Below are 18,240 nucleotides of genomic sequence, written 5' to 3'. Positions count from 1 at the left end.
GTCGCGCGTCCACGATCCGCCGCGTGCCGGCAGGCTGCGGGGCGCTCCCGGCGGCCTGAAGACCGTGTCGTCGGCGGGCGGATGCCCGGCCCACCCGGGGCCCCCCGGGTGGCCGCCGTCGATGCTCCGGGGCCTCGCCGCCGCCATCCCGCCATGGTGCCACCCCCAGGGGTATCGCACCAGAGCTACGGCGGGCTGTTGGCTCCGCGGGTGGCGGACCCCGACAATGGTCGGGTGAGTGCCCTGTCAGATCTTGCCGCCCAGATCCCCGCCGCCGCCGTGCGCCTCGATGGGGTCGCGCGTCGTACGCCCGTACAGCGCAACGCACGGCTGTCGAAGGCCACCGGCTCCGAGGTGTGGCTGAAGCGCGAGGACCTGCAGCCGGTGCGCTCCTATAAGTTGCGTGGCGCGTACAACCTCATGTCCCAGCTCACCGAGGAGGAGAAGCGGGCTGGCGTGGTGTGCGCATCTGCCGGTAACCATGGCCAGGGCGTCGCGTTCTCGGCCGCCGCGCTCGGCATCATGGCCACCGTCGTGGTCCCGCACACCACGCCCAGGCAGAAGCGCCAGCGGATCGTGGAGATCGGCCACGGCTTCGTCGAGCTCGTCCTCTTCGGGGCCAACTACGACGACGCCTCCGACGAGGCGGCCCGCCTGGCCGAGCGGGGCAAGGTGTTGGTGCCGGCGTTCAACGACCCGCGCACCGCCGCCGGACAGGCCACCGTCGTGGTGGAGGCGTTCGACCAGCTCGGCTTCGTGCCCGACGTGGTGGTCCTCCCTGTCGGCGGCGGAGGGCTGCTCGCAGGAGCGGCCGCCTGGCTGCGCAGCGCCCACCCCGAGGTCCGTCTCATCGGGGTGGAACCGGAGGGCGCCCCCTGCGTGGCGGCGGCCATCTCTGCGGGCCGCCCTGTGGTCCTGCACGACATCGACACGTTCGTCGACGGCGCCGCGGTCAAGCGCGTCGGCGACTTCACCTTCGAGGTCATCCGGGAGGCGCGCGTGGAACTGGTGCGGGTGCCCGAGGGCCAGGTGTGCTCCGAAATGCTGGAGTTCTATCAGACCGACGGCATCATCACCGAGCCCGCGGGCGCCCTCGCGGCCGCGGCCCTCCCCACCGGCGGCGTGGGGCCACGGGTGCAGATCCCCACAGGGTCACGCGTGCTGGTGCTGGTCTCCGGCGGCAACAACGACGTGTCGCGCTACGCCGAAGTGGTGGAGCGCTCGCTCATGCACGAGGGCCGCAAGCGCTACTTCCTCGTCGACTTCCCCCAGCAGCCTGGCGCGCTGCGCATGTTCCTCGATTCGGTACTCGGCCCAGAGGACGACATCACCTACTTCGAGTACGTCAAGCGCAGCAACCGCGACACCGGGCCGGCACTGGTGGGCGTGGAGCTGGGCAACCCCGGCGACTACCCGTTCCTGCTGCAGCGCATCGACGAGTGCGGCATGACGGCGGAGGAAGTGGCCTACGACAGCCCCTTCTTCCGCTTCCTCACCTGAGAGGTCAATGCCTGACGGCGCGACGCAGGTCCTTGCGCAGCTCCGGCGGCAGCGAGAACTGCAACGTCTCCTCGGTGAGCCGCTCCTCGACGGCGGGCGGGAAACCCAGACCCTGAAGGTAGTCCAGGACGCCCTGCACCAGTTCGTCCGGCACCGAGGCCCCCGACGTGACGCCCACGCTGGCCACGCCCTCCAGCCAGGCCGGGTCGATCTCGGCGGCGTTGTCCACGCGGTAGGACGCCTTCGCGCCCGCCTCCAGCGCCACCTCGACGAGCCTGACCGAGTTCGACGAGTTCTGCGAGCCCACCACGATCATGAGGTCACACCCGGGGGAGATCTGCTTGACGGCCTGCTGCCTGTTCTGCGTGGCGTAGCAGATGTCGTCCGACGGCGGGTCCATGAGCAGCGGGAACTTCTCGCGCAGGCGGCCGACGGTCTCCATGGTCTCGTCCACTGACAGCGTGGTCTGGCTCAGCCACGCCACGTTGCCGTGCTGCGGCAGCTCGAGGCCCGCCACGTCCGCGGGAGACTGCACCAGGATGGTCTGGTCCGGCGCCTCCCCCATGGTGCCCTCGACCTCCTCGTGACCGGCGTGGCCGATGAGCAGGATCTGGGTGCCCTCGGAGGCGAACCGCTTGGCCTCGTGATGCACCTTCGTGACCAACGGGCAGGTGGCGTCGATGGTCTTCAGCCCCCGCTCGGCCGCCTCCGTGTGCACGGCCGGAGAGACCCCGTGGGCGGAGAACACGACGGTCGCGCCCGTCGGCACCTCGTCGAGTTCCTCCACGAAGATGGCGCCGCGCTGCTCGAGCGTCTCCACCACATGCTTGTTGTGCACGATCTGCTTGCGCACGTAGACCGGCGGCCCGTAGAGGTCCAGCGCCTTCTCGACGGTGACGACGGCGCGGTCCACACCCGCGCAGTACCCACGGGGGGCTGCGAGGACGACGCGCTTGATGGCCGGGGCTTCGGTGGTCATGGCGCCCAGTCTAGGTGGTGGCCCGCCGGTACCCTAGCCGCATGCAATCGCCCCAGCTCCACGCCGTCGGCTTCGACTTCGAGTCCATGGACCAGCTCGTCAAGGCCGCCTTCGACGCCGGAGTGCGCGGAATCGACTCCGCCCCCGGCTTCGATCTGGTGGGCAGCTACACCGACCCCAGCGGGGCGAGGCTGAGCTTCGTCAAGCGAACGGGCCAGGGCGTCAGCACGACGGGGGCGCTGGCCTCGCATGCTCGCTACCGCGCCCAGGTGGTGCGGTTCACGGACCTGCTGGCCAGGGTCGCGCTGTACGGCGCGGAGGCACCCGGGCCGCTGCTGGCGCAGTTCGTCGCGCTGGTGGACGACCCGGTGGCCTACCCGCAGCACGAGCTCCGCGCCGACGGCCGATACTCCGTCGTGGAGCAGCTGACGGTGGGAGCCCTCGCCATCGAGGTGAGCGTCCACGCGGACGCGGCGGCCTTCGAGGCCTCCCCGGAGGCCCGGCCGGGGGGCGACCTGCGGATCGCTGCCGACGTCCTCATGTCCCCCAGCCTCCTGGCACTGCAGGCCGCCGCCATCCCCCCTGCTGAGGCCTCACCCGCCGTGCTCATGGGCGTGGAGGTGCTCAGCGTCGAGCGGCGCCGCAACACCCTGACCGGCGTCGAGTTCCAGTATGTGACCGGGCGTGGCGCGGTGGAGATCGGCTGCGCGGTGCCGGCGGGGGTCACCGTCGAGGTCGGCAACATCATCCACGGCACCTGGTACGCCACCTGCAGCTCCGGAATGTGGGACTGACCGTGACCGGGATCCTCTGATGGGCATGCAGAGCTCCGCCGAGCAGCCCCAGCCTCTGGGCCGGGTGATCATGGCGGTCAAGGACTGGGTGGGTCGGCTCGGCGAGGTCTGGGTGGACGCGCAGGTCGTGGAGATCAAGCGTCGCAGCGCGCCGACGCAGTTCCTCACCTTCCGCGACCGGGTGGCGGACATGTCGGCCCAGGTCACCGTGTCCTCCCTGGTGCTGGACGCTGCCGGGCCGCTGCCTGAGGGGTCGCGGGTGACCGCCCGGCTGAGGCCCAGGATGTGGGAACGCAACGCGTCGCTGTCCTTCGAGTGTCTGGAGATCCAGGTCGCCGGGGAGGGGCGCCTCCTGGCGGCGATCGAGCAGCTCAAGCGCAAGCTGCAGGCCGAGGGCCTGTTCGACCCGGCCCGCAAGCGTCGCCTCCCCCTGCTTCCCCGCGTCATCGGGCTGGTCACCGGTAAGGACTCCGACGCCGAGCGCGACGTGGTCACGACCGTGGCCCGACGGTGGCCGGCGGCCCGGATCCGCACACGGCACGCCCTCGTGCAGGGTCCCACCTCCGCGGAGTCGGTCATGCTGGCGCTGGCCGCCCTCGACCAGGATCCGGAGGTGGACGTGATCATTCTCGCGCGCGGCGGCGGATCCCTGGAGGATCTGCTCTCCTTCTCCGACGAGGGCCTGGTGCGGGCCGTCGCCGCCGCCCGCACTCCCGTCGTCACCGCCATCGGGCACGAACGCGATGCGCCCATCGTGGACCTCGTGGCGGACCTGCGGGCCTCGACCCCCACCGACGCCGCCAAGCGCGTCGTACCGGACCACGCCGTCGAGGCCTCAGCCCTCGGGGACGGGCGGGCCAGGCTCCGCCGCGCCATCGGCGCACGGATCACCGAGGCCCAGCGGCATCTCGACCAGCTGCGCTCCCGCCCGGTGATGATCGACCCCACGAGCGCTTTCGCGGCGCACTACGACCGGCTCAGCCTGCTGCGGCACAAGCTCGACTCGTCCATCGAACGACGCCTGCGCGACGAGGAGTCCCAGCTGCGGTCCGCCGTGAGCTCCATCCGGGCGTTGTCCCCGAAGCGGACCCTCGAGCGCGGCTACGCCGTCCTCGTCGACGACGGGCACCACTCGGTCTCCGCCGTCGCGGACACCGCGACCGGCGCCCGCATCCACGCCTATCTCGCCGACGGCTCGCTCGACCTCGACGTCGTCGCCACCACCCCGAAGGACACCCACCATGGCTGACCAGAAACTCACCTACGAGGCCGCACGCGACGAGCTCGTCGACGTCGTGCGAAGGCTGGAGTCCGGCGGGGCGTCGCTGGCCGAGTCCATGGACCTGTGGCAGCGCGGCGAGAAGCTCGCCGACATCTGCCAGGGGTTTCTCGACGGCGCCAAGGAGCAGGTGGCCAAGGCGCGACCAGCCGCGGACTAGCGCGGCCTACCGCGCCTCGACCAACGTCGCGGCGAACGCCTCCAGGGCCGTGAAGTCGGCATCGGCCGTCACGATGGAGGTCACGACGTCGTCGGCGTGGACGAGGCTGCGGGTGCGGCCGTCGGCGCTCTCGTAGCGCTCCCAGGTGCGCCCGGCCAGGTCGACGTCATCGCCGAGGGGACGGCCCTCCCGTGTGGTGTCCGCGACGAAGCCGGCAGGCGCGCCGTCGCGCTGCTGGACGCCGTAGTAGATCTCATCCGGGGCGAGGTAACCCACCTGCCACCAGTTGCCGGTGGCCGGATCACCGGTGATCCAGGGGTCGCCCTCCTTGGCCCAGGCGACCCGGACGGGGATCCAGTCCGCGCCGGGCTCCGCGGCGCGCAGGGGCGGGTAGGGCGACTCGGCCACCGCCCGGGCCAGGGTCTCCTCGACGCTGACCGCCTCGGGCCGGGGCTCCGGCGTGACGGTGAACCACCACGCGATCAGCGCGATGGGCACCAGCAGTACAGCCATCGAGATCACCATGTCCCGCGTGCGGGCGTTCGGGTTGCGGCGGGCCATGGGCGCCATCGTCCCACGCCCCCGGGTGGGCGGACAACGCGACGCTCAGCGTCCGAAGCGGCGCTCGCGGGCCGAGTACGCGCGCAGCGCGCGGACGAAATCCACGCGCCGGAAGTCCGGCCAGAGGGCCTCGCAGAAGTAGTACTCGCTGTGCGCCGACTGCCAGAGCAGGAACCCGGACAGGCGCTGCTCACCCGAGGTGCGGATGATCAGATCCGGGTCCGGCTGCCCCCTCGTGTAGAGGTGCGCGGAGATCTCGTCGATCTCCAGCGTCTCGGCCACATCGCTCAGCGTGGCGCCATCCCTCGCGCGGGCCGCCAGAAGTGACCGGACCGCGTCGCGCAGCTCATGCCGCCCTCCGTAGGCCACGGCCACGTTGACGTGCATGCCGGTGACGCCGGCGGTGGATTCCGACGCCCTCCGCAGCGCCTGAGCCACATCCTCGGGGAGCAGGTCCAGAGCTCCGACGGCCTGGACGCACCAGCGGCCGGTGGCCGCCAGATCCGTCACGAGCTGGCTGATCACCTCGAGGAGCGGGGCCAGCTCGTCGTCCTCGGCACGCTCGAGGTTGTCCGTGCTCAGCACCCAGAGCGTGATGACGGGGATCCCGGTCTCGTCGCACCACTCCACGAACTCGAGCAGTTTCGCCGCCCCCGCCCGGTACCCCGCGACCAGGGGCTGACCAGGAGCGTTCATGCGCGCCCAGCGCCGGTTGCCGTCGGCGAGGACCGCCACGTGCCGCGGGAGGCTGGCGCGGTCGAGTTGACTGAGCACCTGCCGCTCGTACCAGGCGTAGAGCCACCGGGGCGGCCACCAGCGTTCGACGAGGCGTTGCACCGCTGACATGCGAAATACACTAGCGCCCAGTTGGCTTCGCAGCGCCGCAGGAGTAACCTACGGTGGCGTAAGTTACTCTACCGTAGGTATGAACATGACCAGCATCGCTGAGCCCCCCTTCCAGGCCACCCACGCAGCCACCACAAAGCCGAAGCTGCGCGGATGGCTGCATCTCGGCATGGCCCCCGTCGCCTTCCTCATCGGGCTGACGTTCACCGTGTTCGCACCGACGCTGACCGCGCGGATCGGCTGCGGGATATACACGCTGGCGGCCGTGCAGTTGTTCGGCACCAGTGCCGCCTACCACCGCGGCACGTGGTCCTCCCGGACCAACGCCCTCTTCCGGCGCATCGACCACTCCAACATCTTCGTCTTCATCGCGGGCACCTACACCCCGTTGGCCCTCACGCTGCTCGAGGGCAGCTCACGCGTGACGCTGCTCGCGTTGATCTGGAGCGTCGCGCTGCTCGGCGTGCTCTTCCGCATCCTCTGGCTCGGCGCCCCCCGCTGGCTCTACACGTTCCTCTACGTCGCCATGGGCTGGGCCGCCATGGGGTGGCTTGCCCAGCTCTGGGCCTCCGGTGGGCCGGCGGTGGTACTCCTGGTGCTCGCCGGTGGCCTGGTGTACTCCCTGGGCGCCGTCGCGTACGCCACGAAGCGGCCGCAGCTGTCACCCGCCTGGTTCGGCTTCCACGAGGTGTTCCACGCATGCACGATCATCGCGGCCCTGCTGCACGCCGTCGCGATCGGTCTGGCCGTCTTCCCGGGCTGAATGAACAGCGAATGACATCGGTGTGATTCCTCTAGCCGTGGAGGGGCCGGGGGGTTATTGTCGGCCCATGGAGATGCACTCCATCCCAGCCCAGACGGTCCTCTAGCAAGATTCGGGGACCGACGTGGTGAGCGCGGCCCCCGGCGAAAGGGAGCAATCGTGCTCAACGCGTCCCACCAGCAGGCTTCCCACACCGATGTCCGGCCCGACACGGCCATCAAGACCTACGTCGTCGATACCTCCGTCCTCCTCTCGGACCCGAAGGCGATGCTCCGCTTCGCCGAGCACAACGTGATCCTGCCCATCGTGGTGATCACAGAGCTCGAATCCAAGCGCCACCACCCGGAGCTGGGCTACTTCGCACGGTCCGCGCTCCGCCTGCTCGACGACCTGCGCATCCAGCACGGGCGCCTGGACACCCCCATGGCCACCAACGAGCAGGGCGGCAACCTGCGGGTCGAGCTCAACCACACGGATCCCGAGTCACTGCCTGCCGGCTTCAGGCTCGGCGACAACGACACCCGGATCCTGGCCGTGGCGCTCAACTACTCCAACGAGGGCCACGATGTGGTGCTGGTCTCGAAGGACCTGCCGCTACGAGTCAAGGCGGCCGCCGTCGGCCTGGCAGCGGAGGAGTATCGCAACGAGCTGCCGCTCCAGGCGGGCTTCACCGGCATGGCCACGATCGAGGTGACCACCGATGACGTCTCCGCGCTGTACGAGGACGGCCACGCGGTGATCGACGAGGCGGCATTCCTGCCCACCCACACCGGCATCGTGCTCCACGCGCCCGGGTCGAGCGCACTGGGGCGAAGGCTCCCCGACGGCTCGGTCAAGCTCATCAAGCACGACCGCGAGGTGTTCGGCATCCACGGCCGATCGGCCGAGCAGCGGGTGGCGCTGGACCTGCTCATGGACGACTCCATCGGCATCGTCTCCCTGGGCGGTCGCGCCGGCACCGGCAAGTCCGCGCTCGCGCTGTGTGCCGGGTTCGACGCGGTGCTCGAGCAGCGCAAGTACACCAAGGTCATGGTGTTCCGCCCGCTCTACCCCGTCGGGGGCCAGGACCTCGGGTTCCTGCCCGGCACCGCCGGCGAGAAGATGGCACCCTGGGGGCAGGCCGTGTTCGACACGCTTTCCTCGGTGACCAACAAGTACGTCATCGACGAACTCCTGGAGCAGGAGATGATCGAGGTGCTGCCGCTGACCCACATCCGGGGCCGGTCGCTGCACGACGCCTTCATCATCGTCGACGAGGCCCAGTCGCTCGAGCGCAACGTGCTGCTCACGGTGCTCTCCCGCGTAGGGAAGAACTCGCGCGTGGTACTCACCCACGACGTGGCGCAGCGGGACAACCTGCGGGTGGGCCGGCACGACGGCATCGTCGCGGTGATCGAGAAGCTCAAGGGCAACCCGCTTTTCGCCCACGTGACACTGACCCGCTCCGAGCGCTCGCCGATCGCGGCCCTGGTGACCGACATGCTGGAGGTCGACGAGCTCTCCTGACGGAAGTCAGCCAGGCGACGGCTGCGTCCGACGCGGTCCCTGAGGAGGCTCAGGGACCGCGTCGGCGGCCTCCTCAGAGACCCGGGGAGCCGGTGCAGAAAGTTCCTTGAAAAAAAGTCGCATTCGGTGCATCCGAATCGGGGGGAGCCGGCGAAGTACTCCATGTCAGGGCGATCGTCGCCCGTGGACACTTCGAAAGGACACTCCCATGAAGCTCGCCCGCCTGTTCGCCGCCGGCTCCCTGGCCCTCGCCGCCGTCGCCGCACCCGCCGCGCTGGCCCACGCCGACGACCACACCGCCACGGTCTCCATCCTGCACGGAGTCCCGGGCGCCACCGTCGACGTCTACGCCAACGGCGCCGAACTGCTGACCAACTTCGCCCCCGGCACCCTGACCGATCCCCAGATGCTTCCTGCCGGCGAATACGACCTCAAGGTCGTCGCGGCCGGCGCCGGCGCCGACGGTGCGGCAGTCGTGGAGGCCATGGACGTCAATGTCCCGGCCGGCGCGAACATCACCGTCGTGGCCCACCTCACCGCCGACGGCAAGCCCGCACTCACCCCGTTCGTCAACGACACCTCCGCCTCCGACGAGGGGGCCCGCCTGACGGTCCGCCATGTGGCCGCCGCCCCTGCGGTGGACGTCCGAGCGGGCGGCGCCGTCGTCGTACCGGGCCTCGAGAACCCGAAGGAGGCCATGCTTGCCCTCGCGGCCGGCACGGTCGCGGCTGACGTCGTCGCAGCCGGTACCGACACCGTCGTCCTCGGCCCGGCCGACGTGGACGTGGCCGCAGGGATGAACACCATCGTCTACGCATGGGGTTCCCTGGAGGACGAGAGCCTCGCCCTCGCCGTGCAGAGCGTCAAGCTGGTGCACGGCATGCCCAGCACCGGCGCGGAGGGCCCGGGCGACACGTCATTCCTCAGCCTCGCCGCCGCCTCCCTCATGATCGCCGGCGTCGCCACCACGGTGGTCGCGGCCCAGCGGTCTCGGGCGCGCAGCCAGGCCTGATCCATCCGAGAGGCCGGCTCCCGTCCCGCGGACCGCTCCGCGGGACGGGAGCCTCGCCGCGCCACCACCAAGCCGGAGAGGGGTGTGCCACACTGATCTGCGTGACCGCCGATACGCTTGCCACCCCGGTGAGCCTGTTGGCCGCGCGCTTCGCGGCAGGTGATGAATCGGCCCTTCGGGAAGCTTTCTCGCGCTGGTCCCGACTCGTCCACACGATCGCGCGCAGCTCGCTCGGCTCCTCCACGGACGCGGACGACGTGACCCAACAGGTGTTCATCGCCGCCTGGAAATCCCGGGCGACTCTGCGCGCCACCGACGAATCGCTGCCGGCCTGGCTGATCGGGATCTGCAAGCTCAAGGTCATCGACGCGCTGCGCGCCAGGTCCCGCGGTTTTCGCACGGACGAAGCGGTGGCCAGGGAGGCCCTGGTGGGTGACCCGCCCGTCGAGGCGGCGCGCACCGACGCGGTGGTCGATGCGGTGGTGGTGCACGACGCTCTCGCCACCCTGGGTGATCCCCGGGCCACGATCCTGCGGATGGTGTACCTGGAGGACCGCACGCATGACGAGGTCGCACAGCGGCTCGCCCTACCATTGGGCACGGTCAAGTCGCACGTCAGACGAGGATTGGAAAGGCTGAGGGCAGTGTTCGAGGAGGTGGATGCAGGTGTCTGACCGCGAGTACCCACTCGACGAGGTGGCCGAGCGTTTCCGCCGGGCCGCGCGCACCGAACCCGCATGGTCGGATCCTGGGCCGGGCACATGGGAGGCCATCGCGGCGGCCACAGGCGTCTCCCCCGGGGCCGCTCAGGACGCCACCCCCCGGCGCGCGCCGGCGGCCGGTCCCACCGTCGGCCGGCGCGCATGGTTGTTCGGTGTGGGTGGACTGCTGCTGGGCGCCGCGGCCGGGGCCGCCGGGATGTGGGCGGCAGTGGGACCCGATGACGCCGGCGACGCCGTCCGGCGGGCAGTCCTCACCCCGCTGGATCGTCCGGACGAACGGCTGGGAACCGCCGAACTCCTGCGGCGCAGCGCCGGGTACAGCCTGTCCGTGGAGGTACCTCAGGGCGTTGCGAACCCCAGCGGATACGTCGAGGTCTGGCTCATCAACACGGACCTGGCGCGGATGATCTCGGTGGGCGTGTTCACGGCCGAGACCGTTGGGCGGTTCACCGTGGACGAGGCGCTCATCGAGGCCGGCTACCTCATCGTGGACCTGTCCAACGAGCTGTTCGACGACGAGCCTCGGCACTCGGGTGACACCATCATGCGCGGCGCGCTCCAGCAGTAAGCGGGCCGTTCTACACCCGGGTCCAGAGCGGCGTCTTGAGCTCGTTGTAGTCCGTCACCGGGTCGAAGCAGACCGTGCCGCGGCACACGTACACCGCGTGGGCGGTCCGGTTCTCCAGATGAGAGCCCCAGCCCTCGGCCCCGGCCGGAGCGGTGACGACGGCGGATCCGGCCGGCGCCAGCCGCCAAGACGCGCGCGCCAGCTCGTCGAACGGGTCCTGGCTCACGACGACGGCGACCGCCGGCTTGAGCCCGCGGCGAGCCTCGTCACTGATGAGCAGGTCTGCCAGCGCGGCCCCCGCGAACCTTGGACTCTCGGCCACGGCGGGCCAGGTGGTGCGCGCGGCCGCGTCGGCGCGCTCGATCAGGTCCGGGCGTTCCGCGAGGAGACCCACCACCCGGAGAGCCGCCACCAGAGCCGACGTGCCGCTCGGGGTCACGTTGTCCGTGGTGGACCGGGGACGGTCGAAGAGCCCCGTGTCGGCCGCGTCGTAGAAACCGCCGTCGTCGTGTCCGAACAGCTCGACCGCGCGGTCCACCAACCCCTCGGACCGACGCAGCCAAGCCGCGTCACCCGTCGCTCCCGCGAGCAGCGCGAAGGCCTCCGCCACGGCGCCGAAGTCCTCCGCGGCGCCGACGCCCGGCCCGGCCACGGCGTCGCGCGAGGACCGCCGGAGGTCGCCGTCGGCCAGGTGGACGTCGACGAGGTGCTGAGCGGCGCGGACCGCCAGCTCCAGCCACCCCTTCTCGTTGAACACCAACGCCCCCGTGACGAGCGACGAGATGGCCCAGCCGTTCCACGACGCCACCACCAGGGTGTCCGACCCGGGCCGGAACCGCGTGGCGCGCTCCTCCAGCAGGATGGCCGCCACGGACTCGAGCTTGGCGAAGTCCGGGCGCCCGCGCAGTTGCAGCGTGGAGAGTCCGTCCTCGAAGGTGCCACCTCGGGTGACGTGGAACACGTCCGCGGCCCACTCCCCCAGTTCGGGGCCGAGGGCGTCGTCAAGCAGCTCAGGGTTCCACAGGTAGAAGATTCCCTCGTGGACGGCGCCGCGGATGTCGCAGGAGTCGGCGTCGAGGCCGCTGATGAATCCCCCGTGGTCGGTGACCATCTCCCGTTCCAGCCACTCGACGATGCCGTACGCGGTGCGCTCCAGCAGAGCCCGCAGGCCCGCATCGTGGTCCGCCGTGCGCCGCCACCCGCGGACGTAGGCGCCCAGGAGGAGGGCGTTGTCGTAGAGCATCTTCTCGAAGTGCGGCACCACCCAGCCCGGGTCGACGGCGTAGCGGTGGAAGCCGCCGCCCACCTGATCGTGGATGCCGCCGCGGGCCATCGCCTCGAGGGTGCGCTGCGCCAGCTCCAGCGATCTGGGGTCGCCCTTGACGAGCAGCGCGTCAAGGAGGGTGGGCGCCGGGAACTTGGGCTGCCCGCCGAACCCACCGTGGATCAGATCGAACGACGACTCGACGGCGTCGATGGCGGCCCGGAGGTCCGGGGAGGTGTCGGGCGACGGTGCGGCCTGCGACCTCAGCGTCTGCACCACGTACGCGGCCGAGGCAACCACCTTGTCGCGGCGTGAATGCCAGGCGTCGGCCATCGCCTCCAGCACCTGACGGAAGGACGGCTGGCCCCCTTGGGCCACCGGCGGGAAGTACGTGCCGGTGAAGAACGGCTCCCCCGTCGGCGTGAGGAACGCGGTCATCGGCCACCCGCCCGTGCCACCGTTCATGGCCTGCGTGGCCACCATGTACAGCGCGTCGACGTCGGGGTGCTGCTGCCGATCCACCTTGATCGCCACGAAATGCTGGTTGATGTAGCGCGCGATCTCCGCGTCGTCGAAGGACTCGTGGCTCATCACGTGGCACCAGTGGCAGGAGGCGTAGCCGACGGACAACAGAATGGGACGGTCCAGCTCGACGGCGGACTCGAGCGCCTCAGGTGACCACTCCCACCAGTCGATGTTCTGGTGCGCGTGCTGGAGGAGATAGTCGCTGGCGGACTGTGCGAGGCGGTTGACCATGCGGACAAGGGTAACGGCCGCGTGCTTGCCCTCGTCCGTCACACTGGTGGCATGAGCGTCGAGCCGGTCAGCAAGCCCACCCTGTCCCGCGCCCTCGTCATCATCGGCGGCCTCCTCGCCGTGATGTGGGTGCTGGAAATTGTGGACGCCATGACACTCAACAGCCTGGATTACTACGGGATCGAGCCCCGCCAGGCCGAGGATCTGCCCAACATTCTCCTCGCGCCGTTCCTGCACTACGGCTGGGGCCACCTGATCGGCAACTCGCTGCCGTTTCTGGTGCTCGGCGTGCTCACCTATCTCGCCGGCGTCGTCCGATGGATGGTGGCGAGCCTCACGTCGGTGGTGACGTCGGGGCTGGCGGCCTGGCTGCTGTCCCCCCTCGGCACCATCACGGCGGGCGCCTCCGGAGTGATCTTCGGCTGGCTCGCCTACCTGTTGGTGCGCGGAATCTTCAGCGGGAGGCCCGGCCAGATCGCCATCGCGGTGGTGGTGTTCCTGCTCTACGGCTCCGTGCTGTGGGGCGTCTTCCCCACCGCCGCCGGCGTCAGCTGGCAGGCCCACCTGGGCGGAGCCGTCGGAGGCGTGGCCGCCGCGTGGCAGCTGCACCGCCGCCGCGATTCCGCTCCCGTCTAGATGTAGAACTCCGGGACCAGCGGCACCTGACGAAGCCCGGAGAGGAGGTCGCGTGCGGGTCCCCGGCGAGCCTGGGGTTGAGCACCGAGCCGCGTTGGCCCCTAGGGGGGCTCGGGCGCGAACATGACATTCTGGCAGGCCCGGCGGGACCGGTGGGCGTGTCAGGGCACAATGGACCGGTGACCAGCCAGGACGAAGCCCGCATCGCCGCCCGCTATCCCCAGCGCTCCCCCGTGGACTTCATCCTCGGAGGCCTGGCGGGGGCGGCGGTCCTCGGCGCCATCATCCTGGTGATCGTCACCGGCGTGGTGCGCTCCAGCCCGCCGGTGGCCGCGATGATCCGCGGGTTCGAGGTGGAGAGCCCCTCCAAGGTGACCGCCGAGCTCGTGATCCAGCGGGAGGACCCGGCGGTCCCGGTGGAGTGCCAGGTGTACGCACAGGCCACATCGTTCGAGAAGGTGGCCGAGCAGCTTGTCGAGGTCCCCGCCGGCGACGCCGTGCTCACAGATGTCCACATCACCCTGCGCACGGTGAAGGAGGCCACGAGCGTGAGCATCGAGGGCTGCCGCACGGTGGGCTGATAGGCTTGCTCAATGTCCGAAACTTCTACCGACGTGGTCTGGCTCACGCAAGAGGCCCACGACAAGCTCGCGGCCGAACTCAACGACCTGAAGACGGTCGGGCGCCCGGAAGTGACCGCCCGCATCGCTTCCGCCCGCGAAGAGGGTGACCTCAGCGAGAACGGGGGCTACCACGCCGCCCGCGAGGAGCAGGGGCAGATGGAGAGCCGCATCCGCCAGTTGGAGGACCTGCTGCGCCGCGCCCAGGTGGGCGAGCCCGAGGGCGCGCACGACGAGGTGGCCCCCGGCAAAGTGGTCACGGTGGCCTTCGACGGGGACGAGTCGGACACCGAGACGTTCCTGCTCGGCTCCCGGGAGATCCTCGGCACGGATTCCTCGGTGGGCCACGCGGTCTCACCCCAGGCGCCGCTCGGCGCCGCCGTCGTGGGCGCGAAACTGGGCGACAAGGTCACCTACGAGGCACCCAACGGCCGCGAGATCACAGTGGTGGTCACCAAGATCGATCTCCTCTGATTCAGGCCCTCAGCAGCTGAGCCGCGACCTCCGCGCTCAACTCCCCCCTCGCCACGCGCGCCAGGATCTGATCCTGGGCTGATCCGGTGGCCGGCACCTCCTCGCCATACTCGGACGCTTCGTCGCCCCCCTCAGCGTGGGGCGGGGCGGGCGCGGCGTCGACGGTGGGTTCCGCTTCCGCGCTCGGGGTGAGTCCCAGCTTGGCCAACACGGCATCCAGCCGGCCCCGAGCCGTGGGGTAGCTCACCTGGAGGTGCTTCTCCACCTCTCGGAGGTTTCCCCGTGAGCCCAGGAACACGCGAAGCAGGCTGAGGTCCGCCTCGGAGAGGGCGCAGAAGTCACAGCTGGCGAACTCGCCGGCGATCTCGGTGCCGCAGTGCAGGCAGCCCTTACGGATGGTCATGAGCGGGTCCCCGCACACGGGGCACTCCGCGGGAGCGTGGTAGAGGTGGCGTCCGGTCATCTCAGTCCTCCGTCTTGATCGTGGCCATGCCCATGACGACGGCGATGTCGAGCCGGGCGGAGCCGTTGCCCACCACGTACTCGTCGACGCCCTCACTGCCACCCGGCCAGCTGATCCGGCCGAGCCGCGCCTCGCCGCGGATGGTCACGTTGGCCCCCTTGGTGAGGTGCACGGTCAGGGTGCCCGATTCGACGCGTAGGCGGGAGCGTCCCATGCTGATGGGGCCGCTCACCGCGATGCCGCCCGCCTGGCTGAGCAGGTCCTCGATCTCGTGGACGTCCTCCAGGTTCGAGCCGCCCGCCGTGACGCGGATGCGGCCGAGGCGGGGCACCCCGACCGTGCGCAGGCCGCCGGTGGTGACCTCGGCGTCGACGATGAGCGAGGGGTTGACGCGGATCACCAGTTCCTTGCCCAGACCGATGTCGCGGAGGTCCTCCAGGTTGCGCGGCGGCCGGATGAGCGAGAAGCCCTGAAAACTCGGGCCGAACTCGCCGGTGGAGTTGACCTCCATGACGGTGCCCACGCGCCGCAGCACGTGCGGGCCGTCGATGGTGAGCGTGGTGACCGACGCGTCACCCTCGATGCGCACCCGGCGCCCGACGGCGGTGACGGCCACCCGCGCCAGCCCGCCCACCTTCGGGCCGCCGTTGGTGGTGGTGTCCTCGGGAATGTCGGTGCCGGCCTTGACCCCGGGGGTGGGTGCCTTGGCCGCCTCGATGCGGCGGCTAGCCTCGGCGGCGTCGATGCGGCCGGCGGCGAGATCGTCCAAGATGGGACCGATATCGGGATTGCTCATGACTCAATGGTAATCGGCCTTTCCATTACGGAAAGGCAGGCTTGCCACTTTCCCGGGTCGAGTCAGGCTCAACCCTGACCCAACCGATCGCCCGGGGCCGTGTGCCAGAGTTGCCCCATGCCGAAGCAGCTCACCGATCTCATCGCTCCGGACTGGGCGGAGGCCCTTGGCCCGGTCGAGGACAACATCTCGGCCATGGGCGCCTTCCTGCGCGCGGAGATCGCGGCCGGGCACGGATACCTGCCGTCCGGCGAGAACATCCTCCGGGCGTTCACGCGTCCCTTGGCGGACGTCCGGGTCCTCATCCTCGGCCAGGACCCCTACCCGACGCCGGGCCACCCCGTCGGCCTGTCGTTCTCCGTGGCGCCGGAGGTGCGTCCCCTGCCGGGGAGTCTGGTCAACATCTACCGCGAGCTCGACGCGGACCTCGGCATCCCCGCCTCGAAGCACGGGGATCTCACACGCTGGTTCGAGCAGGGCGTGCTCCTGCTCAACCGGGTACTGACCGTGCGCCCGGGCGCCCCCGCGTCCCACCGCGGCAAGGGGTGGGAGGCGGTCACGGCGTGCGCGGTCGAAGCTCTGGCCGGCCGCGGCGGACCGCTGGTGGCCATCCTCTGGGGCAGGGACGCCCAGACGGCCCGTCCGCTGCTCGGTGAGGTCCCGGTCATCGCCAGCGCCCACCCGTCGCCCCTGTCCGCCCGGACCGGCTTCTTCGGGTCGAGGCCCTTCAGCCAGACCAACCGGCTCCTCGAAGCGCAGGGCGGCTCCGCCATCGACTGGCGCCTGCCCTCTGCAGGGTGAAACGAACCGGTTGCCCATCGGGGTTAGCATCGGGAGCATGGAGATCGACGTTCTCGCCTGGCTCAATGCCCGCATGTCCACGCCCCAGAAGGTGGGCGAAGCCGACGCGTTGCCGGGGCGCACGTCCCCCGTCCTGGCGCCCATCCCCAGGCACGCGGTGCTCGGACTTCCCCTCGACGAGGTACCCCCGCGCTGCGAGGTGGCCTACTTCGCCCTGGGCTGCTACTGGGGCGAGGAGCGCCTGTACTGGGAGGTCGACGGCGTGGTCAACACCGCCGTGGGGTTCATGGGTGGGATCACCCCGAACCCCACCTACCAGGAGACCTGCACCGGCCGGACCGGCCACACGGAGACGGTGCGGGTGGTGTTCGACCCGGTCCGCGTCTCGTACGAGGACCTGCTGCGCCTGTTCTGGGAGAATCATGACCCCACCCAGCTCAACCGCCAGGGCAACGACGTCGGCACCCAGTACCGATCGGCCGTCTTCCCCGTCGACGAGGCACAGCGGGAGGCCGCCGAGCGCACGCGTGAGGAGTTCCAGGCTCAGCTGACGGACGCCGGGTTCGGCCGGATCGCCACGGAGATCGCTCCCGGGCAGGTGTTCTACTACGCCGAGGTGGAGCACCAGCAGTACCTGCACAAGAATCCCCAGGGCTACTGCCCCAACCACGCCACGGGCGTGACCTGCGGCCCGCGGAGCTGACCACCGGCGTCTCCTACACTTGCGCCATGCGGAGTTGGCGGGTGGGGGTGGCAGCGCTTGCCCTCGCCGTCGCCACCGGCTGTACGGACCCAACTCCCGCGCCCACCGGCACCGCCGCACCGTCGACCACAGTCGGCGTGTCGGCGCCGCCCGTCAGCAACTCCCCCACTGCCGCCCCGTCGCCCAGCGGCAGCCCGCTCCCTGCCCGTGCCCTGCCCGTCAGCTTCCCTGTCACCGAGGATCTGGTCGACGGCTCGGCCGCCGAGGTCGTGGGGGAGCTGCACCGCGTGGCGGGTGGCCTCCCTGTGCTCAAGGTGGACGTCACCAGTGACGCCGCGACCCTCAGTGCCCTTCTGCCGGACCTCGGCGTGGCCACCTACCAATGGCGCGATGGCGTCATCGACCGAGTGGACTCGGACGTGCAGTACTTCGACCAGGCCACCTTCGACCCCAATGACTTCCCGTTGGAGTCCGTCGGCCGAATGTTCGACGTGGCGGACCTGCGCGGGGTACGCGGTGACCTGGTGCTCCAGATCGTGGACTACCGCGACGGTCAGGTACTCATGACCGTCACCTCCCGCCCGGAGTCCGAGACCGTGTTCTACCGGCAGGACGGCACCGCGGTCGCGGTCCTGGGGGTGACCTCGGTGGCGGACATCACCGCCGGACTCGCCGAGGTTCTGGGCGACGCCCGTGAGGTGTACGCCGTCGGCTTCAACCTAGCCCGGGGGTACTGGGCAGACCTGCCGGACGTGGATCCAGGCGTGGTGCTGAACCGCGCGCGCGTCGGAGCCGTCCCCGTGTTCGAGACGAGGCGCACCGATTCGCCCGCTCTCACCACGTTCGACCCCGCGCTCATCCAACCCGCGGCACTCGCCAAGACCGTGGCTCAGTTCCAGACCACGTCGGAGGAGCAGTGCGACGTGCTCATCGACATGAGCCTCCAGCGCTCCGCGCCGGTGGCACGCGTGGACTGCCAGGGCGAAGTGCACTACGCGGACCTCGAAGGCCGCGACATGACCGACCTTGTCGGCTGA

General features: G+C 70.4%; 21 protein-coding genes. 15 read left to right on the top strand and 6 right to left on the bottom strand.

Going from position 1 to position 18,240, the window contains the following annotated elements; translation table 11 throughout:
• Positions 1–234 precede the first annotated feature (234 nt).
• A complete protein-coding gene (gene ilvA, locus ACX1D0_RS00875) occupies positions 235–1,500 on the top strand; it encodes a threonine ammonia-lyase IlvA (RefSeq protein WP_459019032.1) in 1,266 nt (421 codons plus the stop codon).
• Between the two features lie 4 nt (positions 1,501–1,504).
• Here the strand turns inward: ilvA and ACX1D0_RS00870 are convergent, their stop codons facing one another.
• Positions 1,505–2,479, bottom strand: a complete 975-nt coding sequence (locus tag ACX1D0_RS00870) for a 4-hydroxy-3-methylbut-2-enyl diphosphate reductase (RefSeq protein ID WP_459019031.1) — start codon at positions 2,477–2,479, stop codon at positions 1,505–1,507.
• A gap of 41 nt (positions 2,480–2,520) precedes the next feature.
• Between ACX1D0_RS00870 and ACX1D0_RS00865 the strand changes: the two genes are divergently transcribed.
• From ACX1D0_RS00865 to ACX1D0_RS00855, 3 genes are read left to right on the top strand one after another with little or no spacing between them, the layout of a single operon-like run.
• Positions 2,521–3,273 carry a hypothetical protein gene (locus ACX1D0_RS00865; RefSeq protein WP_459019030.1) on the top strand — a complete coding sequence of 251 codons (753 nt, stop codon included), beginning with the start codon at positions 2,521–2,523 and terminating at the stop codon, positions 3,271–3,273.
• 19 nt (positions 3,274–3,292) lie between these two features.
• Entirely contained in the window at positions 3,293–4,522 is a 1,230-nt protein-coding gene (gene xseA, locus ACX1D0_RS00860; protein ID WP_459019029.1) for an exodeoxyribonuclease VII large subunit, read from the top strand.
• On the top strand, positions 4,515–4,712 hold the full coding sequence (locus ACX1D0_RS00855) for an exodeoxyribonuclease VII small subunit (RefSeq protein ID WP_459019028.1): 198 nt from the start codon (positions 4,515–4,517) through the stop codon (positions 4,710–4,712). The genes xseA and ACX1D0_RS00855 overlap by 8 nt, the downstream gene beginning before the upstream one ends.
• Positions 4,713–4,718: 6 nt before the next feature.
• Here ACX1D0_RS00855 and ACX1D0_RS00850 read toward each other — a convergent pair whose 3' ends face one another.
• Together ACX1D0_RS00850 and ACX1D0_RS00845 are read right to left on the bottom strand one after the other, a co-directional pair.
• Complete coding sequence (locus ACX1D0_RS00850; protein WP_459019027.1) at positions 4,719–5,273, bottom strand: DUF4245 domain-containing protein; 555 nt, start codon at positions 5,271–5,273, stop codon at positions 4,719–4,721.
• 45 nt (positions 5,274–5,318) lie between these two features.
• Positions 5,319–6,119, bottom strand: coding sequence for an isoprenyl transferase (locus ACX1D0_RS00845; protein WP_459019026.1), 801 nt, complete (start codon positions 6,117–6,119; stop codon positions 5,319–5,321).
• Positions 6,120–6,204: 85 nt separating this feature from the next.
• On the opposite strand from ACX1D0_RS00845, the gene trhA reads away from it, so the two are divergent.
• From trhA to ACX1D0_RS00820, 5 genes are all read left to right on the top strand, one after another.
• Positions 6,205–6,882: a PAQR family membrane homeostasis protein TrhA gene (gene trhA, locus ACX1D0_RS00840; RefSeq protein ID WP_459019025.1), complete on the top strand. Its 678-nt coding sequence runs from the start codon at positions 6,205–6,207 to the stop codon at positions 6,880–6,882.
• 159 nt (positions 6,883–7,041) lie between these two features.
• The gene (gene phoH2, locus ACX1D0_RS00835; protein WP_459019024.1) at positions 7,042–8,388 is read left to right on the top strand and encodes an RNA 5'-3' helicase PhoH2; all 1,347 of its coding nucleotides are present in this window, start codon (positions 7,042–7,044) and stop codon (positions 8,386–8,388) included.
• 208 nt (positions 8,389–8,596) lie between these two features.
• Complete coding sequence (locus tag ACX1D0_RS00830) at positions 8,597–9,400, top strand: DUF4397 domain-containing protein (protein ID WP_459019023.1); 804 nt, start codon at positions 8,597–8,599, stop codon at positions 9,398–9,400.
• Positions 9,401–9,501: 101 nt separating this feature from the next.
• On the top strand, positions 9,502–10,074 hold the full coding sequence (locus tag ACX1D0_RS00825) for an RNA polymerase sigma factor (RefSeq protein WP_459019022.1): 573 nt from the start codon (positions 9,502–9,504) through the stop codon (positions 10,072–10,074).
• The gene (locus ACX1D0_RS00820) at positions 10,067–10,690 is read left to right on the top strand and encodes a hypothetical protein (RefSeq protein ID WP_459019021.1); all 624 of its coding nucleotides are present in this window, start codon (positions 10,067–10,069) and stop codon (positions 10,688–10,690) included. Before ACX1D0_RS00825 ends, ACX1D0_RS00820 begins: the two co-directional genes overlap by 8 nt.
• Before the next feature lie 10 nt (positions 10,691–10,700).
• Here the strand turns inward: ACX1D0_RS00820 and ACX1D0_RS00815 are convergent, their stop codons facing one another.
• On the bottom strand, positions 10,701–12,710 hold the full coding sequence (locus ACX1D0_RS00815) for a thioredoxin domain-containing protein (RefSeq protein WP_459019020.1): 2,010 nt from the start codon (positions 12,708–12,710) through the stop codon (positions 10,701–10,703).
• Positions 12,711–12,761: 51 nt separating this feature from the next.
• Here ACX1D0_RS00815 and ACX1D0_RS00810 point away from each other — a divergent pair, with 51 nt between their 5' ends.
• The 3 genes from ACX1D0_RS00810 (at position 12,762) to greA (ending at position 14,440) form a co-directional block, all read left to right on the top strand.
• Positions 12,762–13,346 (top strand): rhomboid family intramembrane serine protease, encoded by a 585-nt coding sequence (locus ACX1D0_RS00810; RefSeq protein ID WP_459019019.1) that lies wholly within the window; start codon positions 12,762–12,764, stop codon positions 13,344–13,346.
• 179 nt (positions 13,347–13,525) lie between these two features.
• Positions 13,526–13,927: a DUF4307 domain-containing protein gene (locus ACX1D0_RS00805; RefSeq protein ID WP_459019018.1), complete on the top strand. Its 402-nt coding sequence runs from the start codon at positions 13,526–13,528 to the stop codon at positions 13,925–13,927.
• A 12-nt stretch (positions 13,928–13,939) separates the two neighbouring features.
• Positions 13,940–14,440 (top strand): transcription elongation factor GreA, encoded by a 501-nt coding sequence (gene greA / locus ACX1D0_RS00800; RefSeq protein ID WP_459019017.1) that lies wholly within the window; start codon positions 13,940–13,942, stop codon positions 14,438–14,440.
• Position 14,441: 1 nt separating this feature from the next.
• Here greA and ACX1D0_RS00795 read toward each other — a convergent pair whose 3' ends face one another.
• On the bottom strand, positions 14,442–14,903 hold the full coding sequence (locus tag ACX1D0_RS00795) for a DUF2089 domain-containing protein (RefSeq protein ID WP_459019016.1): 462 nt from the start codon (positions 14,901–14,903) through the stop codon (positions 14,442–14,444).
• A 1-nt stretch (position 14,904) separates the two neighbouring features.
• Positions 14,905–15,699, bottom strand: coding sequence for a hypothetical protein (locus tag ACX1D0_RS00790; RefSeq protein WP_459019015.1), 795 nt, complete (start codon positions 15,697–15,699; stop codon positions 14,905–14,907).
• 117 nt (positions 15,700–15,816) lie between these two features.
• Between ACX1D0_RS00790 and ACX1D0_RS00785 the strand changes: the two genes are divergently transcribed.
• The 3 genes from ACX1D0_RS00785 (at position 15,817) to ACX1D0_RS00775 (ending at position 18,240) form a co-directional block, all read left to right on the top strand.
• Positions 15,817–16,500: a uracil-DNA glycosylase gene (locus ACX1D0_RS00785; protein WP_459019014.1), complete on the top strand. Its 684-nt coding sequence runs from the start codon at positions 15,817–15,819 to the stop codon at positions 16,498–16,500.
• 73 nt (positions 16,501–16,573) lie between these two features.
• Complete coding sequence (gene msrA / locus ACX1D0_RS00780) at positions 16,574–17,203, top strand: peptide-methionine (S)-S-oxide reductase MsrA (protein ID WP_459020351.1); 630 nt, start codon at positions 16,574–16,576, stop codon at positions 17,201–17,203.
• 26 nt (positions 17,204–17,229) lie between these two features.
• The gene (locus ACX1D0_RS00775; protein WP_459019013.1) at positions 17,230–18,240 is read left to right on the top strand and encodes a hypothetical protein; all 1,011 of its coding nucleotides are present in this window, start codon (positions 17,230–17,232) and stop codon (positions 18,238–18,240) included.

The organism is Tessaracoccus pujii, from assembly GCF_054483895.1.
The sequence above is the reverse complement of the archived record's forward strand: the minus strand, read 5'-3'. Positions and strand labels throughout refer to the sequence as shown.